The organism is Arthrobacter sp. TMS2-4 (assembly GCF_054511075.1).
On sequence record NZ_JBTNDI010000006.1, the window covers coordinates 59,715 to 86,420 of the forward strand.

A 26,706-nucleotide genomic window follows, 5' to 3' on the forward strand; every position below is an offset into this window, starting at 1 on the left:
CCGGGATCCCGGGCGTCGCGGCAAAGTCCCGACGGCGCGCGCCACCCGGCCCGGGCGAGGCGTCCTCCGCGGAGCGGATCGGGAGCCCGTCACGGCGTACGATATTGCCTCTACCCAGGGGGTGCCCATGTCACTCGAGGACGACGGCCGGGTCCGCGACCCGGCACGGCATCGGGCGGTCAACGCCTGTCCCGCCCCGGACCGAGGGGTGGGCCGTGCGCGCCTGGTGGATTGACGACGCCCACCCTGACCCGAGCGCGGGGAGTGCGTCGGCGCTCGTGTTCGGCACCCGGCCGGACCCCGTCCCGGGCCCCGGTGAGCTGCTGGTCGGCGTCCGGGCGTGCGGGGTGTGCCGGACCGACCTGCACCTGGTCGAGGGCGATCTGCCCGCCAGGCATCCGCGGACCGTGCCGGGGCACGAGGCCATCGGCGAGGTGGTGGGCACCGGGCCGGGCTGCCGGCTCTTCGGCAGGGGTGACAGGGTGGGCATCGCGTGGCTGCGCTCGACGTGCGGTGCCTGCCGGTTCTGCCTCCGCGGCGACGAGAACCTGTGCCTGTCCCCGCGGTTCACCGGCTGGGACGACGACGGCGGATACGCCGAGCTCGTGACCGTTCCCGAGGCCTTCGCGTACGCGGTGCCGCCGGGGTTCTCCGACGAGGAGGCGGCCCCGCTGCTCTGCGCCGGGATCATCGGGTACCGGGCGCTCCGCCGGTCCGGGGTGCGGCCCGGCGGCCGGCTCGGCATCTACGGTTTCGGGGCGTCCGCCCACCTGGCTGCGCAGGTGGCGATGTTCGAGGGCGTGGAGGTCTCCGTCATGACCCGCTCGGCGAGCGCGCAGCGCCTGGCCGCGGAGCTGGGCGCCGCCTTCGTCGGGGACGCCGCCGAGGAGCCTCCGCGGCCACTGGACGCCGCCATCCTCTTCGCGCCCGCCGGCGGACTGGTGCCCCCTGCCCTGCGGGCCCTGGACCGCGGCGGTACCCTGGCCGTCGCAGGCATCCATCTCAGCGACATCCCGGTGCTGCACTACGCCGACGAGCTCTTCCAGGAACGCCGGCTGTGCAGCGTCACGGCGAACACCCGGGCCGACGGCCGTGAGCTCCTGGCGCTCGCGGCCCGCATCCCGCTGCGGCCCACCGTCCAGCGGTATCCGTTCACGGCGGCGGACCGTGCCCTGGCGGACCTTGCGGCGGACCGCGTCGACGGCGCCGCGGTCCTGCACCTGGCCGGCGGTCCCGATGGGACCTGAGCGCGTCGACGGCGCCGAGGCGGAAACCGGCGTCGGTTCCGCCGTGCCGGGGCGGCGCGGGAGCGGCAGCCCCACGGTGACGGGCACCGCGTCCCCCTTCGACGCGGTGATCCTCGACCTGGACGGCGTGGTCACGGACACGGCGTCGGTGCACCGGGCCGCGTGGAAGCAGCTGTTCGACGCCGTGCTCGCGGATCCGCGGGTGCCCGCCGGCGCGGACCTGCGTCCCTTCGACGACAGCGACTACTACGCCTGGGTGGACGGGCGCCCGCGGGAGCAGGGCGTCGCCGTGTTCCTGCACTCCCGCGGGATCCACCTGCCACCCGGGACGCCGTCGGACCCGCCGGAGGCATGGACGGGGCAGGGCCTGGGTGCGGCGAAGAACGCCCTGTTCGTCGACGAGCTGCGCCGGCACGGCGTGAGGGCCTTCCCCGGCACGGTGGAACTGATCCGTCGGCTGCACGAGAGCCGGGTCCCGTGCGCGCTGGTGACGGCGAGCCGCAACGCCGCCTCGGTGCTCGCCGCCGCCGGGCTGGAGGAGGCGTTCGACGTCGTCGTCGACGGGACCGTGGCCGCGGAGCTGGGGCTGCCCGGCAAACCCGACCCGGCCACGTTCCTCGAGGCAGCACGTCGGCTCGGGACCCGCCCCGCCCGCACCGTGGTCGTCGAGGACGCCACGAGCGGGGTGGCCGCCGCCCACGCGGGCGGGTTCGGGCTGATCGTGGGGATCGACCGCGCGGAGCAGCGGACGGCACTCGAACGCGCCGGCGCCCACATGGTGCTCGACGACGCCCGCCAGCTGGACATGGGCCTGGTCCTCACGCACCGTTGGCACCTCATCTACGACGGGTTCGACCCCTGGCACGAGGGCCACCGCGAGGCGCTGACCACCCTGGGCAACGGCCGCATGGCTACACGCGGCGCCGACCCGGAGGCCGTCGCCGACGCCGTCCACTACCCCGGCACGTACCTCGCGGGCATCTACAACCGGTGTGCCGAGCTGGTGCACGGCGAGGAGGCGGACGGCGAACACCTGGTCAACCTCCCCAACTGGCTTCCCCTCGACCTCCGGCTACCGCCCGGTCCGTGGTGGTCCGACGGCGGTCTGACCCTGGCGGGGCAGCATCGCGAGCTGGACCTGCGGCGGGCCGTCCTGTTCCGGCGGGCGGTGCTCGAGGACGCCCACGGCCGGCGGCTGGAGGTCCACCAGCGGCGCATCGTCTCCATGGCCCAGCCCGGACTGGCGCTGCTGGAGACCAGGCTGACCGCCCGCGGCTGGGGCGGGGCCGTGGGGATCCGCACGGGTCTCGATGCGGGTGTGGTGAACGGCAACGTCCCCGAGGACGCCGCACTCGGGGGCCGCCACCTCCATGTCCTGGACCGCCGGGTGCGGTCGGGCGTCGAGTCCGTGGAGGTGCTGACCCGGCAGAGCCAAATCCGGATCGCCGTCGCCGCCGAGGTCACGTTCACCGGCCCGGACGGCGCCCCGGCCGCGGTGGCCAGCACACCGGCGCCCGATGCTGCACCCGACGCGGCACCCGACGACGGGCCCGCACCCTCCCGATGGCTGCAGCACCACGCCGCCACCCTGGTGGACGGCGTGCCGCTCACCGTCTGCAAGACGGTCGCCGTCGTCAGTTCGAGGGACCGCGCGGTGTCCTCGCCCCTGTCCGCGGCCCTCGCCGTCCTGGCCCGCGCGCCCCGGGGCTTCCCACCCGCGATGGCCGCCCACGAGGACGCGTGGCGGCCGCTGCTGGACCTGTTCGGCTTCGACCTGCACGCAGACCGTCAGACCCAGTTCATCCTGAACCTCCATGTGTTCCACCTGCTGCAGACCCTCTCCCAGCACACGGCCGAGCTCGACGCCGGCGTCCCGGCGCGCGGGCTCCACGGCGAGGGCTACCGCGGGCACATCTTCTGGGACGACCTCTTCGTCCTGCCCCTGGTCACGTCCCGCCTCCCGTCGGTGACCCGTTCCCTCCTCGACTACCGGTGGCGCCGACTCGACGCCGCCCGGGACCGGGCGCGCGCCGCCGGTCTCGCCGGTGCCATGTTCCCGTGGCGCAGCGGCAGCGACGGCACCGAGGACACCCCGCCCTGGCTCTACAACCGGTTCTCCGGGCAGTGGACCCCGGACCACTCCCACCTGCAGCGCCACGGCAGTCTCGCCGTGGCGTACAACGCCTGGCAGTACTACGAGGCCACCGCCGACCGGGAGTGGATCCTGGGCCACGGCGCGGACCTGATCGTCGAGGTGGCCCGGTCCTTCGCGGCGGCGGCCGAGTTCGACGCCCGCGACGGCCGGTTCCATCTCCGCGGTGTGGTGGGGCCGGACGAGTACCACGACGGCTACCCGGGCCGCCCGGGCGAGGGCGTCGACGACAACGCGTACACCAACGTCATGGCCTCCTGGGTGTGCTCCCGCCCGGCGAGGATCATGGACGCCGTCCGCGGCCGGGACCGCCGGGACCTGCGCCGCCGGCTCCACATCACCGGCGGCGAGCTGGACCACAGGAAGCGCCTGGCGCGCCTGCTCCATGTTCCCTTCCACGACGGCGTCATCAGCCAGTGCGCGGGCTACGAGCAGCTCGAGGAACTGGACTGGGACCACTACCGGCGGACCTATGGCACCATCGAGCGGCTGGACCTCCTCCTCGGCGCCGAGGGGGACACCACCAACCGGTACAAGCTCTCCAAGCAGGCGGACGTCCTCATGCTGTTCTACCTGCTGGGCCGGGACCAGCTGAAGCGCCGCCTCCGCCGCATGGGGTACGCGCCGACGAACGAGCAGCTCGCGGGGACCGTCGAGTACTACCTCGCCCGGGTGGCTCACGGGTCCACTCTCAGCCGGGTGGCGCACGCCTCGGTGCTCGCGGCGTCGTCCCCGGAACGGGCGTGGGCCACCTTCCGCGACGCCCTCGACGCCGACCTCGACGACACCCAGGGCGGCACCACGCGCACGGGGATCCACCTCGGGGCGATGGCCGGCACCGTGGACGTGGTCCAGCGCAGCTTCGCGGGACTGCGGATGCACGCCGACGCGCTCGCCTTCACCCCTCGCCTGCCCACGGAACTGCAGCGGGTCTCCTTCCGGATCCGGTACCGGGGGCTGCCCCTGGGCATCACCCTGGAGAAGGACACGCTGACGGTGGTAGCCGCGGAGAGTACCGCCGATGCGGTCCGCGTCCGCGTGGGACGGCGCCTGACGGTGGTGGAGCCCGGGAGCACCGTGCGGATCAGCCTGCGGACGGGACCGCCGTCCTCCGGTGCGTGAGCCGCTTGTGCCAGTAGTCCGCCGCCAGCAGGGCCGGCATGGAGAGCAATGCCACCAGCAGCCCGGCCGCCGTGGGGGGCGCATGCCCGAGCATGTCGGCCACCGGCACGATGAACAGGAACCCGAGCAGCGCCAGGACTTCCACGCCCACGGCCCGCAGCATCAGCGGATTGGTCCGCCAGCCCAGGCGCCACGGGGGCAGGGACTCGCTGCGGCAGGCGAAGGCATTGGCGAGCTGCGCCAGGACCACGGTGGTGAACGCCGCCCCGGACGCCGCCGCGAGGACCCCGACGGCGGGGAACTCCGCCCCGGGCCGCCACCCGGCCAGCCAGAGGGTGAGGGTGAACGCCGTCATCTCGAAGACGGCCTCCACCGGGCCGAGGACGCCGAAGACGCGCACCATCAGCCGGGTGTCCATGAGGTGCCGGCGTTCCGGCGGGCGGTGCATGACGCGCTTGTTGGCCTTCTCGCTGCCCAGGGCCAGTGCCGGGAGGAGATCCGTGCCGATGTCCAGGAAGAGGATCTGCAGCACCCCGAGCGCCAGCGGGAAGCTCCCGCCGGACAGCGCCCACACGACGAACGGGGTCAGCTCTGCGACGTTGTCGGTCAGGCGGTAGGTGAGGAATCGGCGAATGTTCGCGTAGGTCGCACGGCCCTGCTCGACGGCGGCGATGATGGTCGCGAAATCGTCGTCCAGCAGCACCAGGTCCGCCGCTTCCCGGGCCACGTCGGTGCCGCTGGCTCCCATGGCCACACCGATGTCCGCCTCCTGCAGGGCCGGGCCGTCGTTGACGCCGTCCCCGGTCATCGCCAGGACGTGCCCGCGTAGCTGCAGCGCCTTGGCGACGTCGAGCTTCTGCTCCGGGGACACCCTGCTGACCACCACCCCGTCCCGGTCCAGGAGTGCCCCGAGCAGGTGCGGATCCTCCGGCAGGTCCTTGCCCTCCAGGATGGTCCGGTCGGGCCCGAGCAGCCCGATCTCCCCGGCGATCGCCGCCGCCGTCGTCGGATGGTCCCCGGTGAGCATGGCCACCTTGATGCCGGCCATCCGAGCGGCGCGCAGCGCTTCGGCCACTGATTCCCGCGGGGGGTCGTGCAGGCCGACCAGGCCGAGCAGGGTGAGTTCCCGTTCCAGCCCGCCCGGGTCCTCCGGCCACGTCCCGTCAGGTGCGGGCGTTCCAGCGGCCCCGGGCATACCGTCCGCTCCGGGCGTCCCGGGGGTTCGGGGCAGCACGCGCTCGGCCACCGCGAGGACGCGCAGTCCGCGCCCCGCCATCTCGGCGAGGGCGGCCCCGCAGGCCGAGAGATCGGTGGGTGCCAGGCACAGCGGCAGCACGGATTCGGGGGCACCCTTCAGCAGGAGGCGTCCGGCGGCGGCCACGGATTCGCGTTTCCGGGCCGGGTCGAACGGCCAGCGGGCGTCGACGGTCACCTCGGCGTCGGCATTCTCCCCGGAGGCACCCTTTCCGTCGGCATTTCTCCCGACACCGTCTCCTGTGCCGGGATCCAGCCGGCGGGCCAGCGCGTCGAGGGCCGCCTCCATGGGGTCCCCCTCGGCCACCCACTCGTCCCCGTGCAGCACGGCCCGTCCGCGGGACGCCGCCCGTGCTGCCCGCGCCAGACGGCGGGCCTGTACGACGCCCTCAGGGGCCCCCGTGATGCTCGCGCTGGGGGCGTACCCGGTACCGCTCAGCGTCACGACACCGTGCGGCGTCCAGACCTCGACGGCGCTCATCCGGTTCTGCGTCAGGGTGCCCGTCTTGTCAGTGCAGATGAACGTCGTGGACCCGAGCGTCTCCACGGCCTGCAGATGTCGCACCAGGGCGTTCCGGCCCGCCATGCGCTGCGCGCCCATGGCCAGGGACAACGTGACCGTGGGCAGGAGGCCCTCGGGGATCAGGGCCACGGACACCCCGATCGCGAACAGGAAGGCGTCCCGCCAGGACGTCCCGGACAGCAGCGAGACGGTGAAGAACACGCCGCCGAAGGCCAGGGCGACCACCGAGATGATGCGGACCACCCGTCGCAGCTCGACGTTGAGGGGGCTCTGCGGTGGCTGGGCGGTGGCGGTCAGGGTCGCGATGGCCGCGAGCCTGGTCCGCGCCCCGGTGGCGGTGACCTCCGCCTCGGCGTTCCCGTTCACCAGGAACGTCACACCGAACCCCGCGTCGCCGGGCCTCTTGGGCACGGGGTCGCTCTCCCCGGAGAGCATCGATTCGTCCACGGTGCAGGATTCCGTCACGGTGAAGCCGACGTCGCCGGGGATCCTGTCACCCGCGGAGAGGAGCACCACGTCCCCGTGCACGACCTCCTCCGCGGGAATGCCCACCGGCGCACCGTCGCGCCGTACCCGGACGCGAGTGGGGAGCATGGCCCGCAGCTGCGAGGCCGCGCGCTCGGCCCGGGCCTCCTGCACGTAGGAGAACACCCCGTTGATGATGACGACGACCGTCACGGCGACCCCGAGCTGCGGCATCCCCGCGACGAAGGCGAGGGCGGCGGCCACCCACAGCAACACGGCGAAGAAGTGGGTGAACTGGGCGGCGAACGCCCGCCAGCGCGGAACGGTGGCGGTCTGCGGCAGGAGGTTGGGGCCGTCCTCGGCCAGGAGGCGGGTCGCGGCCACCGTGCTGAGACCGGCGAGGGTGGTGGTCATCGACGGATCCCCGGGCAGACGTCCACCACGGCGGTGTCCGGGCGCGGTGTTCCCGCGGGCCCGGTGCGGTGGGCAAGGACCATGGTCTTCTCCGACGATCGAGGCGCGGGTCCCAGTATCGGCCGCCCGCCCGCCGCTGGGGAGGGTCCTCGGTCCCCCGTCGGCCCGCGACCGACCCGTCGACGACAGAACAGCACGCGGGAGCACCGCGGGATCACCCCGGACCAGCCCGGAGTCACTCCGGGATCAGGGCGCGAGCGCGACGTCCTCGCCGGTGAGGGTGGCGCGGAACCCGTCCTCCTGGACGACGACGTCCCGGAGGACGAGCCCCTCGGGCAGGCCCTCGATCTCGTGTTCGATCGTGACGAAACGGCGGACGAGGGCCGCGATCCCGTCGGAGAAGAAGCCCCGCCCGCCGAGGTCGATCGAGCGCGGCTCCATGACGAGCCTGCCACCCTCGACGTCGACGGTGCCGATGGCCGTGACGGGCAGGTCCCGGCCGAGGACCCCGACGGAGCGCTCCACGGCGACCTGCCCGTCGTCGGCCGGGCGGACCACCGAGCCCCCGCCGAGTTCGGCCGCGACGGCGTCGAAGGGAACCGTCGCGTCCACGCTGAGCCGGTCGGCGACCAGTCCGTCGGGTCCGGTGACCACGCCCTGTCCCACGGCCCGGACGTCCCGCAGCGTCGAGCCGGCAGCCACCATGGTGCCGGCGTCCAGTTCGAGGTCGGCGAACCACACCGCGTCCTCGGCCAGTCCGGCCGGAGGCTCGGTCCGGGCCTCCGCGGGGGGCGGGGACCCGGAGGCCGCGACCGACGGCGTACCCCCGTCGGCGCCCGTGCCGGACGGGCTGCTCACCGCCCACCAGAGGGCTCCGACGGCGACTCCCAGGACTACGAGCATGCCGAGCGCACCGATCAGCCAGTCCCCGACGCGCGACCTCTCCATCAGCACAGTCTGCTGGAGCGGAGCTCCCGATGCGAACAGCGCCGCGGAGGCGCGGCGGTGTTCGCATCGGCGGGCCCGGTCAACCGCGCGGCCGGAGGTCGTAGATCCGCCGGAGTTTCCCGCTGGAGCGCACGAGGGAGCCCTGGTCCACGACGGTGACGGCGCACGTCGAGCCGATGTGCGTCTTGATCAGGTGCCGGAGTTCGACGGCGGCCGCGGCGGCGTCGGCGGCGGTGACCCCCTCGCGCGGCTCCACCTTGATGGTCAGCCGGTCCATGCGCTGGCCCTCGGGGCGCGTGAGTTCGAGCTGGAAGTGCGGGCTCAGGGCGGGGATGCGCAACGTGAGCTCCTCGACCTGCGTGGGGAACAGGTTCACCCCGCGCACGATCACCATGTCATCGCTCCGCCCGGTGATGCGTGCCATGCGGCGCATGCCGGGGCGCGCGGTACCCGGCTCCAGCCGGGTGAGGTCGTGGGTGCGGTAGCGGATGATCGGCAGCGCCTCCTTGGTGAGGGACGTGAAGACGAGTTCACCCGCCTGCCCGTCGTCGAGCACCTGCTCCGTGAACGGGTCGATGATCTCGGGGCGGAAGTGGTCCTCCCAGATGTGCGAGCCGTCCTTCGACTCCACGCATTCGCCGGCGACGCCGGGGCCCATGACCTCGGACAGGCCGTAGATGTCGCAGGCGTCGAAGCCCGCACGCCCCTCGAGTTCCTGCCGCATGCCCTCCGTCCACGGCTCCGCCCCGAGCACGCCGGTCTTCAGCGACGTCGACGACGGATCGATCCCCGCGGCCGCCATGGCATCGAGGATGGTCAGCAGATAGGTGGGTGTGGAAAGGATGGCGTCGGGTTCGAAATCCCGGATCAGCTGGACCTGCCGTTCGGTCTGCCCGCCGGAGATGGGGATGACGGTGCAGCCGAGCCGTTCCGCGCCCGCGTGCGCGCCGAGGCCGCCCGTGAACAGCCCGTACCCGTACGCGTTGTGCACCTTCCAGCCGGCCTTCACGCCGGAGGCGCGCAGGGAGCGCGCCACGAGGGACGCCCACCGGTCCAGGTCCCCGGTCGTGTAGCCGACGACGGTGGGCCGGCCTGTGGTGCCGGAGGACGCGTGGATGCGGGCCACGCGCTCCTGCGGGACGGCGAACATACCGAACGGGTAGGTGCTGCGCAGGTCCTCCTTGGTGGTGAACGGGAACTTCGCGAGGTCCGCGAGCTCGCGCAGGTCGTCGGGGTGGACCCCGGCGTCGTCGAACTTCCGCTTGTACAGGGGCACCTGTGCGTAGGCGTGCGTGAGCGTGGCCTTGAGACGGTCCAGCTGGACGGACTCGAGGTGGTCGCGGGACCACGTCTCCTCGGCGTCGAGGGTGGCGGGATCCGCGGCGGACGCGCGGAGGGCGGTGGTGGTCATGGCTGGTCCTTCGCACGGAGGGGTGTGGGGTGGTGGTACTGCGTCACAGGACGGACCCGACGGCGCGGGCCGCTGCGGCGACGCGCGCGCCGATGGCTTCGACGGGTCGGTCGCTGCGGAGGTAGACGACGGCGAGCGCGGCGGGGAGCCGGCCGCGGACATGGACGGGGGCGGCGACGGAACTGACTCCGGGGATCACCTCGTCGTGGCTCGTGGCGTACCCGGTGGCGGCCGCGATCCTGGCTTCCTCCCGGTAGGGCGAGCCCGGCGCCAAGCGCTGCCAGTGCGATTCGGTGAGGGCGGACTGGATCGCGATGCCGGGCGCCCCGGCGTCGAACGGGTGGCGCGAGCCGGGCCGCTGGACGAGCGTGCCCTCGCCGTGCGGGGGTTCGACGGCGACGAGGGTGATGCAGTGGTGCCGGTCCAGGACCGCGATGAACGCCGTCATCTGCAGCTCGGACGCCAGCGCGGTGAGCTCAGGCAGGGCGGCGGTCTGCAGCCGGGGCGCCACGCCCCGGGCCAGGTTCGCGAGTCCCGGGCCGGCCTGGAACCGGCCGCCGGCGTCCCGGACCACGAGGGAGTGCTCCTCGAGGGTGCGCACGATCCGGTAGGCGATGGAGCGGTGCACGTCGAGCGCGTCGGCGATCTCCGCCGTCGTCAGCCCGTCCGGGGTGTCCGCAAGGATCTCCAGGGCCCGGATGCCCCGGGACAGGGTCTGGGAGGCGGGGGCCGCCGTCGTCGCTCCCGGCGCGTCGGTCGTGGGTCCCGCCGGCGAGGTACGCATGTCAGGCGACGGCCCGTCCGGTGCCCGGCGTCCCCGAACCGGCCGTCCGCGAGGCCAGGAGCGGGGCGAAGAACGCGGCGAGGCCCGCGGTGTCGGCCAATGGGAGCACGTGCGCGACGTACTGGTCGGGGCGGACGACGACGACGACGCCCGCGCGGTCGATCCCCCGCAGCTCGAAGATGTCCGCGGCCGGATCGGCGGCGTACACCTTCTCGTAGTCGGTGAGCCCGAACGGCCCCACCGCGGGTGTGAACTCCGCCGGGACGCGCCCGATGTCCACCTCCGTGTGGTTCTGCTGGTAGACCACCTTCACGTCGAACCAGGCATCCGGGTCTGCTCCGTCCGGCGTGGCGGCGAGCGGCGAGTCGGGGTGGGTGCCGAGCCAGTCGGCGAACGCCGCGACCCCGGACGCGGCGCCGGGCTCCGCTCCGTCCGCGAACGCGTAGATGCGCCACCGGCCGTCGGCCGTCGCATGGTGGCCGAGGTGCATCGGGACGCCGTCGCACACCCGGACCACGGGCGCGGACTTGAAGCGCTTGCCGACGGGGAACCCGGCAGCGAGGTCCTGATGGGCGTCCCCGGCGATGAGCATCGACGGGGCGTACTGGGTCATGAAGCCCGCGGGGAACTCCATGGTCCGCACGTAGAAGTCCTCGAGCTCGGACGGGTCGGCGAAGTCCTCCGGCTTCCGCGCCATGAGGGTCGACCATTCCTTGTCGAACGCGATGAGGTCCTTCGCGACGACCTGCCGTTCGGCCGAATAGGTGGCCAGCAGGTCCTCGGGGCTGCGGCCCTCGAGGACGTGCCCGAGTTTCCAGCCGAGGTTGAAGCCGTCCTGCATGGACACGTTCATCCCCTGGCCGGCCTTGGCGCTGTGCGTGTGGCAGGCGTCGCCGGTGATGAAGACGCGCGGGGTGCGGGTGCCCACGTCCTCGGGCCGGACGTCGTCGAACCTGTCGGTGAGGCGGTGGCCCACCTCGTAGACGCTGTGCCAGGCGACGTTCCGCACGTCGAGGGTGTAGGGGCTGAGGATCATGTTGGCCTTGGCGATGACCTGCTCGAGGGTCGTGGCCCGCACCGCGCCCTTGTCCGCCGGGTCCACCTCGCCGAGGTCGACGTACATGCGGAACAGGTGCCCGCCCTCGCGCGGGATCAGCAGGATGCTGCCGCCGGCACCGGACTGGATGGCGCACTTGCGGCGGATGTCGGGGAAGTCGGTGACGGCGAGGGCGTCCATCACGCCCCACGCGTGGTTGGCCCGGTCCCCGGCCAGGGTGCATCCGATCGCCTGGCGCACGGGGCTGCGCGCGCCGTCGGCCCCCACCACGTACCTCGCCCGGACGGTGCGCTCCTCACCGGCATGCTCCCCCGCTGTGCGGGCGAGGGTGACGCGCACCGGGTACTCCTGCGCGTCGTCGACCTCCAGGCCCACGAACTCGAAGCCGTAGTCGGGTTCCATGCGGGTGGGGGCGTTCTTCATGAACTCGGCGAAATAGTCGAGCACGCGGGCCTGGTTGACGATCAGGTGCGGGAACTCGCTGATGCCGGTCGGATCGTCCTCGGGACGGGCCGTGCGGATGATGCGCGACGGGTCGGCGGGATCCGGTTTCCAGAAGGCCATCTCGACGATCCGGTACGCCTCGTCGATGATCCGGGAGGCGAACCCGAAAGCCTGGAACGTCTCGACGCTGCGGGCCTGGATGCCGTCGGCCTGGCCGATCTCGAGCCTTCCGGGACGGCGTTCCACGATCCGCGTGGTGATGCCCGGGAACTGGGACAGCTGCGCGGCGGCGATCATGCCGGCGGGGCCGGTGCCGATGATGAGGACGTCGACCTCGTCGGGGAGCTCCTGCGGTCGGTCCAGGCCGACGCCGGCGGCCGGCTGGACGCGGGGGTCACCGGACACGTAGCCGTGGTGGTGGAATTGCACGGGCTGGCCTCACTTCATTGTGGATATGCCGTTCGCGTTCGATAATCGAACACGCCGTTCTTCTTTTGTAGGGCGATGGTAGCCCGGGTAACGGCGCTACTCAATGGCCGGGTGCGGCATCACTGCGCAGGATCAGCATCACGGGCCGCGTGGACATCCATTCGGGAGAATTGCCGGGCCTACCCTGACCACTTCACGCATTGTGGCGTAGCTTACTCACTATGCAGAGTGACGGCCGTTCGGGCGCAGCGGATCCGCAGTCCCTGCTGCTCGAGCACCGGGACATCACGGACTTCCTCGACCAGCTGTCGGTCCTCGGGGAGCAACTCTTCGCCGACGGATCGTCGGTGGCCTGCGGGCTGATGTCCCGGCGCGGGAACCGACACCTGAGTGTCAGGAGCAGCTCGGACACGGCCACGGCCCTCAACGAACTGCAGCACGAGGCCGGCGAAGGACCGTCGCTGGCGGCGATGACCATGCACGAGGTCGTCATCGTGGACGACGCCCGGCGGGACCGGCGATGGCCCCGCTACTTCAACTCCTCCGCGGTGACCGGATTCGCGTCGATGCTCAGTGTCCCGCTGGATGTCGGAGCAGAGGGATTCGCGACGCTGAACTTCTACGCCCGCCCGACCGGCTACTTCACTCCCGAGAGGCAGCGGGCTGCCGCCGTGTTCGCTGCGCAGGCCGGCAGGGCCCTCGAGATGGCCATGCGGGTGGCGAAGTACCAGGACGCTGCCTCCGACCTGTACTCGGCGATGGCGAATCGCACCAATATCGACATCGCCGTCGGGATCATCCTCGGCCAGAGCCGGTGCAGCCAGAAGGAGGCGTTCGAGATGCTCCAACGAGCCTCCAACACCCGGCACCAGAAACTCAGCGACGTCGCCCGGGACGTGATCGTGCAGGCCACCGGAACCACCCCCCGAACGCATTTCACGAACTGACAGGCACCTCCGGCGACAATGCTCGGCCACGTGCTCCTCCGATGCCGCCTGTCTCGGCGGCACGAGCTCTTCACCGGGATGCGGAACGGGCACGTCCCTCGAACGGAAATGTCGGGTTATGGTGGGGTCGGTTCTACGTTAAATTCACTGATCATCGGCGGATCGTTGAGGGGCTTTCAGAACGATGAGTGTGCCTGCGGCCGTAGGGCCCAAGCCGACGATCCGAGGCCTGCCATGATGATTGCCCCTTCCGTCCCGTACCCCGTGGTCGGGACCGCGCGGTGAATCTCCACAGCGATGATGACCTGTGTGCGGTGTTCCTGGCGGAGTTGCCGGTGACAGGTGCTGCCATGTCGATCTTCGTCGGTACCGCGAACGAGACCCGCATGGGTGCGACGGACAACTGTGCGATCGCGTTGGACGAGGCGCAGTTCTCGGTGGGGGAAGGGCCGCGATGGGATGCGATGCGGACCCGCGCGCCCGTGATCGTCCCGAATACGCACGCGGCCCACCTGACCTGGCCGGGCCTGGGCACCGCCCTTGCTGATACGGGGGCCGCCGCGGTCTTCGCTCTGCCCTTGCTTGTCGGCGCCGTCAATATCGGTGTCGTCGAGATGTACCACACCCGTCCAGGGCCGCTCAGCCGATCGGCCCTCCTGCACGCGCTGACCCTGACGGGTACGACGTCCTGGGCCCTGCTGCACTCCGTTCTCGACGGAAGTCGCCGCCGCTCGGGAGGGACAACGGAATGCGAGCCGCTCGCGCGGCGGGAGATTCATCAGGCCACCGGGATGATTCTCGTGCAGGCTGATGTTTCGGCCGCTGAGGCACTCATGCTGTTGCGCGCTCACGCGTTCGCCCACGAGCAGACCCTCGAGGAGGCGGCACAGGCCGTCATCAGCAGGAGCCTGACCTTCACGGCGGAGCCGGATGCCGTTCCGGGAAGCGCCGGCAGTGAGGAAGACTAGTGGAAGTACTTCTCCATCCCCGCCACCAGGGCGACGATACGAAGCAGCGCCGGAGGGCGGAACAATGGTGACCCGATCCAGACCCGAAAAAGTGAGCACCGCGTTCGTCAGGCTCGCCGATACCCTGGTCGCCGACTACGACGTCCTCGACATGCTCCACACTCTCGCGGAGGAATGCGTCGATCTGCTGCAGGTCGATCAGGTGGGCATCCTGCTCGCCGGCCCGCACGGGGACCTGCAGGTCGTGGCGTCGACCAGCGAGGAGTCGGAACTCGTCGAGATCCTCCAGCTGCAGGCAGGAGAAGGCCCCTGTATCGAGTGTTACCACTCCGGATCCGCCGTCACGATCGCTGATATCGCCGCTCTCGACAAGTGGCCGGCCTTCCGCCGGGCTGCCCTCCGGCAGGGTTTCGCGTCCGTCCATGTGGTTCCCCTGCGCATCCACGAACGAGTCATCGGCGCCATGGGTCTCTTCGGCTCTGCGAGCGGTGACCTGGAGCAGGAGGATGCCGTGATCGCCCAGGCGCTGGCGTCCGTGGCCACGATCAGCCTCCTGCAGGAGCGCACGATCCGGGAAGGCCAGATCGTGAACGATCAGCTACAGAGGGCGCTGAACAGCAGGATCATGATCGAGCAGGCCAAGGGCGTCATCGCCCAAATCTCCACCGTCACCATGGACGAGGCGTTCAACCGCCTGCGTCGTCACGCCCGCTCCGCACATCAGACCCTCAGTGACACCAGCCAGCAGGTCATCGACCGCACACTGGTCCTCTGAAACAGGCTCCCGGTCAGCCCTGACCCCGGCGCGCACGGGCGGCTAGACTTCTTCCACAAGCTTCACCGGGACCGCTGATGGTTCCGCATGATCTTTCCTTCAACTGTTCGCACTGTCCGCGGAAAGGGTGAGGAAGATGCTGGGCTGGCGTTACCCCTCATCGCCCCCGGGCAGGTGATACAGATGACCCTGAACGAATCGGCCGGGCTGGACCAGCTGTGTTCGGCCCTGTGCGCGTCGTTCATCGACGCGCTACCGGTGTCGGGCGCTGCACTGTCGGCCTTCAGCGGGTCGATGCAGGAGACCATGCTGGGTGCCAGCGACGAGCTCGCTGCCAGGCTCGACGAGCTGCAGTTCGATCTCGGTGAGGGCCCTCGGTGGGAGGCCGCCCGCTCCCGGACGCCCGTCCTCCTGCCCTACGTCCGCTCGATGACGCACGATCATTGGCCGGTCTTCGGAAAGGCCCTGACCGATACCGGGGTACAGGCCCTGTTCGTGTTCCCTCTGGTCATCGGCGCCCTGGACGTGGGAGTCGTGGAGCTCTACCGGACCACCCCGGGGGACCTGAACCCGTCCGAGGTGGTCACCGCACGTGCTCTGGCGGACCGGGCTGCCTGGAGCTTGCTGCGCCGCGTCCTTGTTCCCGACGACGAAGACGACCCCGAAGCGGGGCTGACACCGTCGCGCCGCGAGATACACCAGGCAACCGGTATGGTGCTGGCCCAGACCGGCGGGACGGCGGCTGAGGCTCTGCTGCTGCTACGCGGGCACGCTTTCGCGAACGGACAGACGGTACGGGAGACATCCGGCGATGTGCTCGACAGGAGGCTGGACTTCTCGCCTCCGTTCGAATCTATGCAATGAACCGAAGGAGGCCTACCGTGGGCTTCATGGAATCCACCACCCGGGCAAGCCGGGTCAGTGCCGCTTTCGTCAGGATCGCGGACACCCTGGTCGATGAATACGATGTCCTCGACCTCCTGCACACCCTCGTTGACGAGTGCGTGGGGCTGCTCGACGCGACCGCCGCGGGGCTGATGCTCGCCGACCCGGACGGTGTCCTGCAGGTGCTGGCGTCGACCAGCGAGGAAAGCCACCTCATCGAAGTCCTCCAGCAGGAGACAGGGGCAGGCCCGTGCGTGGAGTGCTTCGTCACCGGTGTTCCCGTCACCATCCGCGACATCGCCGGGACAGGAGACCGGTGGCCGAGGTTCAAGCATGCGGCCGCGGCCCAGGGCTTCCAGTCCGTGCATGCCTTCCCCTTACGCGTGCGCGGGAAGACCATCGGAGCGATGAACCTGTTCCGCACCGACACCGGTGCGTTGAACGAGGAGGATGTCGCCATCGGTCAGGCGCTGGCCGACGTGTCGACGATCAGCATCCTGCAGGAACGCACCCTCCGGGAGTCAGCGATCGTCAACGATCAACTGCAGCGCGCACTCAACAGCCGGATCCTCGTCGAACAGGCCAAGGGCGTGATCTCTCATCTCTCGCAGATCTCCACGAACGAGGCCTTCGAACGCCTGCGCACCTACGCCCGCTCCCACAGGACCAGCCTGACCGACACCGCCGAAGCAATAGTCAGCCGAACACTCACCCTCTGACTACCCGACCGGTCCGGGAACGGCGACGCCCGAGCTCACCCTCGGAGTGCATCCGGAGCACGTGAGCAGCAGGGGCCCGTCATCGATGTTCTCTGCCAGTCAGCGGGAGCTCACGGGCACGGCGAGCCGGACGCGCGTCCCCCCGCCGAGGGAGTTCGAGATCGAAAGGGTCCCCGCACAGAGTTCGGCGTAATGCCGCATGGCTGTCAGGCCCGGGCACGATGACGGCTCGATGATCCCGTCGCCGTTGTCGATGATCCCGAGCTCGACATGATCCGGAAGGGCCCGCAGCGTGATGGTGACGGAATCCGCTGCGGCGTGCCGGAGTGCATTGCCGAGGCCTTCCTGGAGGACTCCCAGCACATACTCGGCCACACCGGAGTCGACAGCAGCGTCGATGGGACCCGAGAGATGCAGTCCGGGCTGAAGGGCGTGGTCCTCTGTCGCTGCCGCGACGAGGGCGACAACGCGGGCACTGAAGGTCGGGGCGGCCTCCTGGGCCGACCGCAGAGCGTAGATGGTGCGCCGCAACTCCCTGATCGTGGCGTCCAGTTCAGCGGACACCACACTGACCTGTTCGAGGGCTTCGCTGTCCGAGAGGTGTCTGCGTAGGCCCTGGACGCGCAGGCCCGCCGCGAACAGGCGCTGAATGACCTGATCGTGCTGCTCGAGGACATCGTCGGACCCGTTCCCACTTCTCGACGACGTGCGGGCGACGCGGGACAAGACGGGTCGTGAATCCACAACGGACGACATAGCGGGAATCCTGACGGCAGGGAACGGAGGGAGCCACCAGGGTCTGGGGTGTCTAGTACAAGACTCCGCTTCGCCCGCCCCGAGGTCAATCACTATCTGATCCGGATGGCATCGCACCACGGTCCGTGCAGGCGAGGATGAGAGCCTTCTCATCGCCGGCTCATGGAGACCTTACGTCCGGGTGACTGAATGGTGACTTCCAGAGAATCGGCACACCTTCAGGAGCAAGGTGTTGGCGTTCATCCTCCGCAGACTTCTGCGCCGACAAACGAACGAGGACACGCATGCGCATATCTGTTACCGGTTGCGGATACCTCGGCACCGTCCATGCCGCGTGTATGGCCGAACTCGGCCATGACGTCGTAGCTATCGACGTCGATGCCCGGCGGGTCGACGACCTTCAGGCAGGGCGTGCCCCGTTCTTCGAACCGGGCCTGCCCGAGCTGCTCGACGGGATCCTGACGACCGGCCGGTTGAAGTTCAGCTCCGACGCTGCCGATGCCGCCGGAGCGGAGGTGCACTTCCTATGCATCGGCACACCACAACGCAAGGGCGAGTACGCGGCGGACATGCGCCATGTCGACAGCGCCTTCGCGTCGCTGCTCGACGCCCTCGAGCCGGGCAATCTCGTCGTCGGCAAGTCGACGGTCCCGGTGGGCACTGCGGCCCGACTCGCGGCTGACCTCTCGCGGCGGCACCCCAGTGCCGTCCTCGCCTGGAATCCCGAGTTCCTCCGGGAGGGACGTGCCATCAACGACACCCTTTCCCCCGACCGTCTCGTCTACGGCCTACCGGAAGGCGAGGCCGGTGTCCGTGCCATGCAGATGCTCGACGCCGTGTACGCCGCCCCCCTTTCGGCGGGCACCCCGCGCCTGTGCTCCGACTACGCCACCGCAGAGCTGGTCAAGGCCGCAGCGAACTCGTTCCTGGCCACGAAGGTCTCCTTCATCAATGCCATGGCCGAGGTCTGCGAGGTGACCGGCGCCGATATCACGCTCCTTGCCGACGCCATCGGCATCGACGATCGGATCGGCCGGAAGTTCCTCGACGCAGGTGTGGGCTTCGGCGGTGGCTGCCTCCCGAAGGACATCAGGGCGTTCATGGCGCGCGCCGGTGAACTGGGCGCGGATCAGGCGCTCACCTTCCTGCGTGAAGTGGACGACATCAATGTTCGGCGTCGCATCCGCACGGTCGAGCTCACCCGCGCCCTGGTGGGAGGGTCGCTTCTCGGCAAGCGCATCACTGTACTGGGGGCGGCGTTCAAACCGGACAGCGACGACGTGCGGGACTCCCCTGCCCTCAGCATCGCCGCCCAGCTGCAGTTACAGGGCGCCGAGGTCACCGTCACCGACCCCGAGGCACTCGGCGGTGCGCGGCGCCGCTTCCCGGAGCTCACGTACGAGGAAGATCTGACCCGGGCGATGAATCACGCAGATGCCCTGCTACTGCTCACCGAATGGGAGGAGTACCGCAAGCTCACCCCGGAAGTAGCAGCCCTATCGGTGGGCAAGAAGAACATCCTGGACGGCCGCAACGTGCTGGAGCCCGCCACCTGGCGCCGCGCGGGCTGGAACTTCAAAGGAATCGGCAGGCCCTAGACCACCACCGGCACGCCGGGGTGATCCTTGCAAAGTATGAGAAAGCCCTCACGTAGCCATCATGGGCCGCTCATGCAGGACTGACGTACTGATACCTCCACCACATCCGCACACGTCAAGGAACGGCAGCCCACAATGGCAGATTCGCAGCCCGAGGAACTCAGGGTCGTCCTCTACTCCCATGACTCCCAGGGGCTCGGGCACACGCGCCGCAACCTCGCGATCGCCCACGCGCTCTCAGCCGGTCTGCCCGGCTGCACGAACCGGCCGGTGACCGGTCTCCTCGTCACGGGGGAATCCTCCGCGACACGTTTCGATGTCCCTGCGGGATGGGACTGGGTAGTGCTGCCGGGCATACGCAAAGGCACCGACGGCTACCGTCCACGCCACCTGCGCGTCGGGCAGGACGCTCTGATTCAACTGCGCACACACCTGGTCGGCGCCGTCTTCGACCGGTTTCGCCCGCACCTCATCGTCGTCGACCGCCATGCGTTCGGCGTGGACGGGGAACTGGCACAGGCGCTGGCCAGACTGCGCCTCGAACACCCGACGTGCAGGGTGGTCCTCGGGCTGCGTGAGGTGCTCGACGACCCCCACGCCATGAAACAGGAGTGGAGCAGGATCGGCGGGATCGACACACTCGGGACGGCCTTCGACCAGATCTGGGTGTACGGGGATCCAACCATTCACGACCCCCTGAGGACAGGCGAAATCCCGGAGACCCTCGGCCCGCTCGTCCGGTACACGGGCTATCTCGCCGAAGGCAGGGTCGCGCGCGGACGATCCACCCCCGTGAGCAGGCCATACGTGTTGACCATGACCGGCGGCGGAGCGGACGGTCTCGCGCTGGTGCTCGCAGCTACCGGCGCCGAGGTTCCCGAGGGCTACGAGCATCTCGTCATCACCGGGCCCCAGATGCCGAAGGAACACCGCCGTCGGGTCCAGCGGGCCGCGAGACCCGGCACGTCGGTCGTCACCAAGGTGCGCGACGCCCTGTCGGAGATCAGGGGGGCGTCGGCGATCGTATCTATGGGCGGTTACAACTCCGTCAGCGAGATCATGACCACCTCCACTCCCGCGCTCATCGTTCCACGGACCGAGCCCCGGACGGAGCAGCTCATTCGAGCCTCCGAGCTGGCACGACACGGCATCGTCGACATGTGCCATCCCGACGACCTCTCCCCGGACCTGATCTCCGACTGGTTCCTGCATGCCGCAGGCACCCGCGTGGACCGTTCCATGATCGATCTGACCGGGGTCACCGCGCTCGGTCCTCTGGCCGCCGACCTCCTCACTGCCGCCGCAGACTCCCAGGAGCGGAGGTGGGCACGTGCTGCTGTCTGAACGGCCCGGCCCCTCGCGCACCGCCTACGTCATGAAGATGTATCCGCGATTCTCCGAGACCTTCATCGTGACCGAGATTCTTGCCCGTGAAGCGCAGGGCGAAGACCTTCGCCTCTTCTCGTTGCGTCCGCCGGTGGATCCCCGGTTCCACCCGGAACTCGCGCGCGTCCGAGCCGGCGTGACCTACATACCGAAGCCCTCGAAAATTCTTGAAGCGTGGGACCTGCTCGGCGGGAGCCTGGCGGTTGTCCCGTGTTTCACGGAGCGCTTCGCGCGGATGCTGCCCGACCTGCTGGCCACGGACCCGGTCGAAGCCCACCAGGGTGTCGGGTTGGCCGCCGAGTTCGTCCGCCAGGGCATCACCCACGCGCACGCGCACTTCGGCTCGATGGCCGCCCGTGCCACTGCGATCGCCGCAGAGCTCGTCGACATCCCCTTCTCCTTCACGGCCCACGCGAAGGACATCTTCCACGAAGAGGTCGACACTGAGGTCCTGGTGGATCTCATGCAGCGGGCCCACCACGTCGTGACGGTCAGCGACTTCAACCATCGTTTCCTCGACCGGATCGCGGTCGGCGCGGACACCTCCGTGCACCGCGTCTACAACGGCCTGGAACTCAGCCGCTTCCCCTACCAAGACCCGGCACCCCGCGGTGACCTCCTGCGTATCTGCGCGGTGGGCCGGCTCGTGGAGAAGAAGGGCTTCCCCTACCTCCTCGAAGCAGCAGCCCGGCTGAAATCCGACGGCGTCGCTCTGGAAGTGCGCATCGCAGGAGGTGGTCCGCAGCACGAGGACCTCCTCGCACAGGTGAAGACGCTCGATCTCGCCCACGACGTCACGCTGCTGGGCCCGCAGACGCAGGAAGAGGTCCTCGCTCTCCTGCGCTGGGCCGACGTGTTCGTCGCCCCGTGCGTCATGGCCCCCGACGGCAACATCGACGGCCTGCCGACGGTGCTCCTCGAGGCGATGGCAACCGGCGTCCCCTGCATCGCGAGCGACGTCACGGGAATCCCCGAGGTCCTCGATTCTGGTGATGGCGCCCCCACGGGCATCCTGACCCGGGCAGGATGCACCGCCGATCTCGTCAAAGCCCTCGCATACTGCGCATCCGCCGACCTCACCGGGCTGGCCCGCGCGGCGCGCCATCAGGTCGAGTCCTCCTTCGACTCGGGGCAACAGGCCCGCCGACTGCGCGAGCTTCAAGCCGGGCAGGCCGCCCTGATGTCCACGAGGGCATCATGATGCGGGTCGGCTATGTGTGTATCGACCCCGGCATCCCGGTGTTCGGCTCGAAGGGGGCCTCCGTCCATGTGCAGGAGATCCTCCGGAGCTGGCTCAGCCGCGGCGCCGACGTCACCGTCTACTGCACCAGGATGGGCGACTCCGTTCCTGACGATCTCGCCGATGTGCGCGTCGTCACCCATCCGGTTCCCCGCGGTAGCGGTCCGGAACGCGAGCTGTCACAACGGGACGCCGCTGCCGCCCTGGCTGTGCGAGCCGTCGCCGACGGTGTCACCGCGGTCTACGAACGGTACTCGCTCTTCAGCGACGCCCTCGCCAGGATCACGGCCGCGTCGTCGATCCCCGGCATCCTCGAGGTGAACGCACCCCTCATCGATGAACAGCGGATCCACCGCACCCTGCACGACGAGGAAGCAGCACGGCGCGCACTCGGGATCCAGCTTTCGGCCGCGACGGTCATTGCCTGCGTATCCCGTCCCGTCGCGGCGTGGGTTGCCGGACACGCAGCGCCCGGCCTCCTCCCCCGGATCATCACTGCACCGAACGGGGTGAACGTGAGACGCATCCTCCCCGTGGCGGAAGCCGACGGCATCCCGACCGTCGTCTTCGTCGGCACCCTCAAGCCATGGCACGGAGTCAGCGACCTCATCGAGGCGAAGGCGCTCTCCGACGGTTCGTGGAAGCTGCGGATCGTGGGGCACGGTCCCGAAGCGGCGAGCCTGCGCGCCCTGGCGACGACGAGGGGTGTCGACGCCGAGTTCACGGGGGCGGTGACCCCCGCGGAGGTGCCCGCAGCACTCGCCGGGTGCGCGATCGCTGTGGCACCCTATCCCCGGACGGACCGGGAGGAGGAACAGTACTTCTCTCCCCTGAAGATCTACGAGTACTGCGCCGCCGGGCTGCCGGTCGTGGCATCGGCGGTGGGGCAGGTTCCGGGCATCGTCGACAACGGCGTAACCGGGATCCTCGTCGAGCCCTCGGATCCCGCGGCGCTGGCAGCCGCTCTGGACGGGCTGGCAGGAGCCCCCCTCGCGCGGCGCACGATGTCGGTGGCCGCCCGCCGCTTCGCGGAGGACCACAGCTGGGACGCTGTCCTCGACTCGATCCTGGAAGGAATCGAACTGTGAGCAGGGACGCCAGGTCGGCCCCGCCCGGTCGTGCACCAAACGTACCCGCGGCGAAGCCTCTTCGTCGGACCCTGCGCATGGTGCGGCCGCACCTCGGCCGGCACAGCAAGCTCATGGCCGGGGGCGTCGCTGCCCTCCTGCTGGAGGTCGCGTTCCGCGTGCTGGAACCCTGGCCCGTGAAATTCGTGATCGATGCCGTGACCAGGAGCCTCGGTGCCGATTTCTCCGGAGGCGGATCCACAGCATCCCCCGCACTTCTGCTCCTGTGCGGCGCTGCACTGGTGGCGATCATCGGGTTCCGCGCCCTGTTCAACTTCCTTGCCACCATCGCCTTCGCGCTGACCGGGTCCCGTGTAGCCACTGATCTGAGGTCGCGGGTGTTCGCGCACGTACAGTCCCTATCGCTCTCCTACCACGCGTCGTCCCGTACGGGGGATATGGTCCAGCGGCTCATCGGAGACGTAGGGAAGCTCCAGGAGGTCGCCGTCAGCGCCGGCCTGCCACTGATCGCCAACTGCATCACACTCGTGGCCATGGCCGCCGTGATGTTCTGGTTGGATCCCCTCCTCGCCCTCGTCGTCATCGTCGCTTCCGCGACCTTCCTCCTGCTCTCGAAGACGAGCACAGGAAAGATCACTGTCGCCGCACGCCGCACCCGGAAAGGCGAGGGTGCACTGGCGAACACCGCCCAGGAGAGCCTCGGCGCCATCCGCGTGGTCCAGACGTACGGGCTCGAGCAGACGCTCGCACGGCAGTTCGGGAAGAACAACGAGACGACACTGAGGGAAGGTGTTCTGGCGCGGCGCCTGGCCGCCGCCCTCGAGCGTCGCACCGACCTGATCGTCGGCACCGCGACCGCACTGGTTCTCACAGGAGGCGGTTGGCGTGTGGTCCAGGGTGCCATGACACCCGGTGACCTCGTCCTGTTCCTCATGTACCTCAAAACGGCGATGAAGCCCCTGCGTGACCTGGCGAAGTACACCGGCCGCATTGCCCGCGCGACCGCCTCGGGCGAGCGCGTCGCCGACCTGCTCGACGAGCCCGTCGACGTCAGGGACACCCCTGACGCAGTTCCCCTGTCCCAGGTGTGGGGTGACCTCGAACTGCGGGGCGTGACGGCAGGGTACGCGCCCGACAACCCCGTGCTGAGGGATGTGAACCTGACGTTCATGGGCCACCGCCGCACGGCCGTCGTCGGCCCGTCGGGCTCGGGGAAATCGACACTGGCCTCGCTCGCGGTACGGATGATGGACCCGGAGTCCGGCAGCGTCCATCTGGACGGGAAAGACCTCCGGCACGTGACCCTGGAATCCCTCCGCTCCAACATCAGCCTGGTGTTGCAGGACGCTGTCCTCTTCACGGGCACCATCCGGGAAAACATCCGCTACGGCAGGATCGACGCGTCGGACGAGGAGGTGGAGTACGCGGCGAAGCTCGCCAACGTGCACGATTTCGTCATGCAATTCCCCGGCGGCTATGACACGAACGTGGGCGAACGGGGCGGGACGCTCTCCGGCGGCCAACGACAGCGGATCGCGATCGCGCGCGCGCTGCTGCGTGATGCACCACTCGTGATTCTCGACGAGGTCACCACCGGTCTCGACCAGGACGCGCGCACGGAGGTCCTCAAGGGACTGGATCTGCTCTCGCGGGATCGCACCACGATCACGATCACCCACGACCCAGCCGTCGCGCTGACGCACGACTGGATCGTCTGGCTCGAGAACGGGACCGTCCGTTTCGAAGGGTCGCCCGCAGACATCAGGGAGCACCCGATCCATGGTGGGTGGGCCCATGAAGCGGACGACGTCAGGGACGTGTCAACGAACGGTCGGCGGCAGCCATGAGCGCCGCCTGCATCGACCCCGCACTGCCGGCGCTGCCGACCGTCTTCGACCCGGTCGAGCTGTCCGCCCTGTTCTCGCGTCCGGTACACGCCGATCGGCTGCGCCACAAGCGTGGCGTTTCCGCCGTCGCACGCCTCCGGACCGTCGCTCCGGCCCTCGGACCAGCAGCCCCTGCCCCACGATGGCTGGCAACCTACGCCCCACGCCACGCACCGAAACTGGACAAGACGCTCGCGCGGGCCGCACGAGGTGGCTATGACCTCGAGATGATCGAACTTCCCGGACAGCATGCGATCGTCGCAGGCCCCATCGGCCTGGACATGAAACTGCACCACGCCCTCCAGGCATTCACCGGGCACCACCGCCCAACTCTCGAGGAGAGCGTGGTGCTCAACTACAACCCCCACCGCCGCGTGGTCTTCCGGATCGAGACGGCCAACGGCGCCATCGTCTGCAAGGCGGGCCGCGCGGACCCCACAGAATCGGCGTTCCTCGCAGACCTCACGGCACGGGGAGTCCCGGTCCTCCGGCGGATCGTTCCGCCGGACGTGCCGCAGACCGGCAGCCTGCGCTACTACCCCTGGTTCGGACAGGGAGATCTCCAACAGGCGGCCGACAGGGATGCTCACCACGTCGCCCACTCCGCGCGCTCCGCAGGCGCCGCCCTCGCACTCCTGCATGCCCAACCCGCACCCCTCGCTCGGACGACGGGAAACGATCCGCTGCAGGGACTCCGGACCGTGAACGGGCGCGACCTGCACCTGGCACCGAAAAGCCAGGCGCGGCTGGGCAGGATCCACGCTGCCCTGGTCCGGCGTCTGGACGATGACGACCGCACCGTCCTCGTCCATGGTGACTTCTCCGCTGATCAGGTGCTCGTCGACGGCGCTGACGTGCTGCTCGCTGATTTCGACCGATCGACAGCCGCACCCCCCGGCATGGACCTCGGCTCGTTCATCGCCGTCGACCTGCTGCAGGAACGCACTCGCGGGCGCAGCCTTCGTGGGCACTTCCTCGAAGGCTACGAGTACGCCGGCGGACGGATCGACGACGAGACCGTACTTGCCTGGACCGCCGCGCACCTGCTGGATCGCCTCGACGAGCCGTTCCGGTCCTGTTCACCACGCTGGCGCGAGGAGACCGAGGAACGTCTCGAGATACTCGCAGACCTGGTGACGTGATGCTCATCCCCACCGACGTCCTGGACAGCGAGGGCACCCGACTCACCCTCCGCCGCGCCTGGCCGTACGGCGGTGGCCGGCTCGCCCTCGAAGCCGTCGACGGGACCACGGGGCGACTCCGGGCCGGACTCCTGGCCGCCGATGGAGCGGTGACGACGACGCCCTTCGGGGAGGACCCGGCCCTGGCAGGCCTCCCTGCGGCCGTCGAAGCCGGCGAGCTCCTCGTGCACCGCTTCACCCGGAGAGCGGTCGTCAGGACGGACAGCGCATACCTCAAGGTGGTGCCCGCCCGGAAGGTCGCCCCGGTCATCGCTGCTCACGCCACGGCCGCCGAACTCGTCGCGCCTCAAGGCATCAGCACTCCCCGCGTCACCGCCGTCGACGGGGGAACGCTCACCCTGTCCGCGGTGCCGGGCGCCAGCCTGCACGATCTCGGACTCCGACGTGCCCGTGCTGGTCGCGACGATACCTCGATGCTCGACGACGCGTGGTCCGTCTGGGCAGATCACTGGCCGGCTTTCGCCGCCGTCCCCGATGGTGACGCTGCCCTGCCCTCCTACCGGCCGGAGGACGACGTCGAAACCCTCCACACCTGGATGACCCGCTGCCTAGATTTCGGCGTCTCGCCGATCCCGGACGCGGCTCTGCGGTCGGCCGTACACGGTGCCGCCGGCCAACTTCTCGACGGTACGGCGCAGACTCCCGTCCTGTCCCACCGCGACCTCCACGACAAGCAGGTGTTCATCGTCGATGGCGGGACCGGGAGGGCGGCCCTCGGGCTGATCGACTGCGACACGCTGGCGCTCGCTGAACCCGCACTCGATCTGGCGAATCTCCTGGTGCATCTGTCGTTCCGTGAGGCGCAGGGCCTCCTCAGTGCCCGACGGCGTGCCGCCGGTGAACGTGCGATTCTCGCCGTGGCCGAGGAACTCCTCGTACCCGAAAGCCGGCTCAACGCCTATGCGCTGTCGACGAAGCTGCGGCTGGCGTGCATCTACGCCTTCCGCCCGCGCTGGCGCGCGCTCACGACAGAGTGGTTCGACGACGCCGTATGAGGCCGGTCGGC

Annotated in this window: 20 protein-coding genes; 14 read left to right on the forward strand and 6 right to left on the reverse strand. The window is 69.9% G+C overall.

From position 1 onward, the window contains the following. Positions 1-215: 215 nt before the first annotated feature. Together ACX80F_RS09695 and ACX80F_RS09700 are read left to right on the forward strand one after the other, a co-directional pair. Positions 216-1,247, forward strand: coding sequence for a zinc-dependent alcohol dehydrogenase family protein (locus ACX80F_RS09695; protein ID WP_459336178.1), 1,032 nt, complete (start codon positions 216-218; stop codon positions 1,245-1,247). Continuing rightward, a complete protein-coding gene (locus ACX80F_RS09700; protein ID WP_459336179.1) occupies positions 1,237-4,521 on the forward strand; it encodes an HAD-IA family hydrolase in 3,285 nt (1,094 codons plus the stop codon). Before ACX80F_RS09695 ends, ACX80F_RS09700 begins: the two co-directional genes overlap by 11 nt. Here the strand turns inward: ACX80F_RS09700 and ACX80F_RS09705 are convergent. From ACX80F_RS09705 to ACX80F_RS09725, 5 genes are all read right to left on the reverse strand, one after another. Next, positions 4,484-7,177, reverse strand: a complete 2,694-nt coding sequence (locus tag ACX80F_RS09705) for a cation-translocating P-type ATPase (RefSeq protein WP_459336180.1) — start codon at positions 7,175-7,177, stop codon at positions 4,484-4,486. The two genes, ACX80F_RS09700 and ACX80F_RS09705, sit on opposite strands and share 38 nt — an antisense overlap. A 246-nt stretch (positions 7,178-7,423) precedes the next feature. Then, positions 7,424-8,125: an LmeA family phospholipid-binding protein gene (locus tag ACX80F_RS09710; RefSeq protein ID WP_459336181.1), complete on the reverse strand. Its 702-nt coding sequence runs from the start codon at positions 8,123-8,125 to the stop codon at positions 7,424-7,426. Positions 8,126-8,204: 79 nt separating this feature from the next. Beyond that, positions 8,205-9,536 carry an AMP-binding protein gene (locus tag ACX80F_RS09715; RefSeq protein WP_459336182.1) on the reverse strand — a complete coding sequence of 444 codons (1,332 nt, stop codon included), beginning with the start codon at positions 9,534-9,536 and terminating at the stop codon, positions 8,205-8,207. Positions 9,537-9,579: 43 nt separating this feature from the next. Further along, positions 9,580-10,320, reverse strand: a complete 741-nt coding sequence (locus ACX80F_RS09720; protein ID WP_459336183.1) for an IclR family transcriptional regulator — start codon at positions 10,318-10,320, stop codon at positions 9,580-9,582. Between the two features lies 1 nt (position 10,321). Then, entirely contained in the window at positions 10,322-12,250 is a 1,929-nt protein-coding gene (locus tag ACX80F_RS09725) for an FAD-binding monooxygenase (protein ID WP_459336184.1), read from the reverse strand. Positions 12,251-12,471: 221 nt separating this feature from the next. Between ACX80F_RS09725 and ACX80F_RS09730 the strand changes: the two genes are divergently transcribed. The 5 genes from ACX80F_RS09730 (at position 12,472) to ACX80F_RS09750 (ending at position 16,544) form a co-directional block, all read left to right on the forward strand. Then, positions 12,472-13,197 carry a GAF and ANTAR domain-containing protein gene (locus ACX80F_RS09730; protein ID WP_459336185.1) on the forward strand — a complete coding sequence of 242 codons (726 nt, stop codon included), beginning with the start codon at positions 12,472-12,474 and terminating at the stop codon, positions 13,195-13,197. Between the two features lie 314 nt (positions 13,198-13,511). After that, complete coding sequence (locus ACX80F_RS09735; protein ID WP_459336313.1) at positions 13,512-14,165, forward strand: GAF and ANTAR domain-containing protein; 654 nt, start codon at positions 13,512-13,514, stop codon at positions 14,163-14,165. A 91-nt stretch (positions 14,166-14,256) separates the two neighbouring features. Next, positions 14,257-14,940, forward strand: a complete 684-nt coding sequence (locus ACX80F_RS09740; RefSeq protein ID WP_459336186.1) for a GAF and ANTAR domain-containing protein — start codon at positions 14,257-14,259, stop codon at positions 14,938-14,940. A 183-nt stretch (positions 14,941-15,123) separates the two neighbouring features. After that, entirely contained in the window at positions 15,124-15,804 is a 681-nt protein-coding gene (locus ACX80F_RS09745) for a GAF and ANTAR domain-containing protein (RefSeq protein WP_459336187.1), read from the forward strand. A 26-nt stretch (positions 15,805-15,830) separates the two neighbouring features. Beyond that, positions 15,831-16,544 carry a GAF and ANTAR domain-containing protein gene (locus tag ACX80F_RS09750; RefSeq protein WP_459336188.1) on the forward strand — a complete coding sequence of 238 codons (714 nt, stop codon included), beginning with the start codon at positions 15,831-15,833 and terminating at the stop codon, positions 16,542-16,544. Between the two features lie 99 nt (positions 16,545-16,643). Here the strand turns inward: ACX80F_RS09750 and ACX80F_RS09755 are convergent, their stop codons facing one another. Continuing rightward, positions 16,644-17,288: a sensor histidine kinase gene (locus tag ACX80F_RS09755; RefSeq protein WP_459336189.1), complete on the reverse strand. Its 645-nt coding sequence runs from the start codon at positions 17,286-17,288 to the stop codon at positions 16,644-16,646. 296 nt (positions 17,289-17,584) lie between these two features. On the opposite strand from ACX80F_RS09755, the gene ACX80F_RS09760 reads away from it, so the two are divergent. From ACX80F_RS09760 to ACX80F_RS09790, 7 genes are all read left to right on the forward strand, one after another. Further along, the gene (locus tag ACX80F_RS09760) at positions 17,585-18,898 is read left to right on the forward strand and encodes a UDP-glucose dehydrogenase family protein (protein WP_459336190.1); all 1,314 of its coding nucleotides are present in this window, start codon (positions 17,585-17,587) and stop codon (positions 18,896-18,898) included. Positions 18,899-19,033: 135 nt separating this feature from the next. Beyond that, complete coding sequence (locus ACX80F_RS09765; RefSeq protein WP_459336191.1) at positions 19,034-20,242, forward strand: glycosyltransferase family protein; 1,209 nt, start codon at positions 19,034-19,036, stop codon at positions 20,240-20,242. Beyond that, positions 20,229-21,485, forward strand: coding sequence for a glycosyltransferase (locus ACX80F_RS09770; protein WP_459336192.1), 1,257 nt, complete (start codon positions 20,229-20,231; stop codon positions 21,483-21,485). The genes ACX80F_RS09765 and ACX80F_RS09770 overlap by 14 nt, the downstream gene beginning before the upstream one ends. Next, entirely contained in the window at positions 21,482-22,612 is a 1,131-nt protein-coding gene (locus ACX80F_RS09775; RefSeq protein WP_459336193.1) for a glycosyltransferase family 4 protein, read from the forward strand. Before ACX80F_RS09770 ends, ACX80F_RS09775 begins: the two co-directional genes overlap by 4 nt. After that, the gene (locus ACX80F_RS09780) at positions 22,609-24,459 is read left to right on the forward strand and encodes an ABC transporter ATP-binding protein (protein WP_459336194.1); all 1,851 of its coding nucleotides are present in this window, start codon (positions 22,609-22,611) and stop codon (positions 24,457-24,459) included. Before ACX80F_RS09775 ends, ACX80F_RS09780 begins: the two co-directional genes overlap by 4 nt. Then, a complete protein-coding gene (locus ACX80F_RS09785) occupies positions 24,456-25,640 on the forward strand; it encodes a phosphotransferase (RefSeq protein WP_459336195.1) in 1,185 nt (394 codons plus the stop codon). Before ACX80F_RS09780 ends, ACX80F_RS09785 begins: the two co-directional genes overlap by 4 nt. Then, positions 25,640-26,695 carry a phosphotransferase gene (locus tag ACX80F_RS09790; protein ID WP_459336196.1) on the forward strand — a complete coding sequence of 352 codons (1,056 nt, stop codon included), beginning with the start codon at positions 25,640-25,642 and terminating at the stop codon, positions 26,693-26,695. Before ACX80F_RS09785 ends, ACX80F_RS09790 begins: the two co-directional genes overlap by 1 nt. Positions 26,696-26,706 lie beyond the last annotated feature (11 nt).

What these genes read in the sequence shown, in the direction of transcription:
- ACX80F_RS09710 (WP_459336181.1), bottom strand. Translation starts at nt 8,125, where the DNA reads ATGGAGAGGTCGCGCGTCGGGGACTGGCTGATCGGTGCGCTCGGCATG.
- ACX80F_RS09765 (WP_459336191.1), top strand. Translation starts at nt 19,034, where the DNA reads ATGGCAGATTCGCAGCCCGAGGAACTCAGGGTCGTCCTCTACTCCCAT.
- ACX80F_RS09720 (WP_459336183.1), bottom strand. Translation starts at nt 10,320, where the DNA reads ATGCGTACCTCGCCGGCGGGACCCACGACCGACGCGCCGGGAGCGACG.
- ACX80F_RS09745 (WP_459336187.1), top strand. Translation starts at nt 15,124, where the DNA reads ATGACCCTGAACGAATCGGCCGGGCTGGACCAGCTGTGTTCGGCCCTG.
- ACX80F_RS09785 (WP_459336195.1), top strand. Translation starts at nt 24,456, where the DNA reads ATGAGCGCCGCCTGCATCGACCCCGCACTGCCGGCGCTGCCGACCGTC.
- ACX80F_RS09750 (WP_459336188.1), top strand. Translation starts at nt 15,831, where the DNA reads ATGGAATCCACCACCCGGGCAAGCCGGGTCAGTGCCGCTTTCGTCAGG.
- ACX80F_RS09700 (WP_459336179.1), top strand. Translation starts at nt 1,237, where the DNA reads ATGGGACCTGAGCGCGTCGACGGCGCCGAGGCGGAAACCGGCGTCGGT.
- ACX80F_RS09790 (WP_459336196.1), top strand. Translation starts at nt 25,640, where the DNA reads ATGCTCATCCCCACCGACGTCCTGGACAGCGAGGGCACCCGACTCACC.
- ACX80F_RS09715 (WP_459336182.1), bottom strand. Translation starts at nt 9,536, where the DNA reads ATGACCACCACCGCCCTCCGCGCGTCCGCCGCGGATCCCGCCACCCTC.
- ACX80F_RS09760 (WP_459336190.1), top strand. Translation starts at nt 17,585, where the DNA reads ATGCGCATATCTGTTACCGGTTGCGGATACCTCGGCACCGTCCATGCC.
- ACX80F_RS09775 (WP_459336193.1), top strand. Translation starts at nt 21,482, where the DNA reads ATGATGCGGGTCGGCTATGTGTGTATCGACCCCGGCATCCCGGTGTTC.
- ACX80F_RS09730 (WP_459336185.1), top strand. Translation starts at nt 12,472, where the DNA reads ATGCAGAGTGACGGCCGTTCGGGCGCAGCGGATCCGCAGTCCCTGCTG.
- ACX80F_RS09705 (WP_459336180.1), bottom strand. Translation starts at nt 7,177, where the DNA reads ATGACCACCACCCTCGCCGGTCTCAGCACGGTGGCCGCGACCCGCCTC.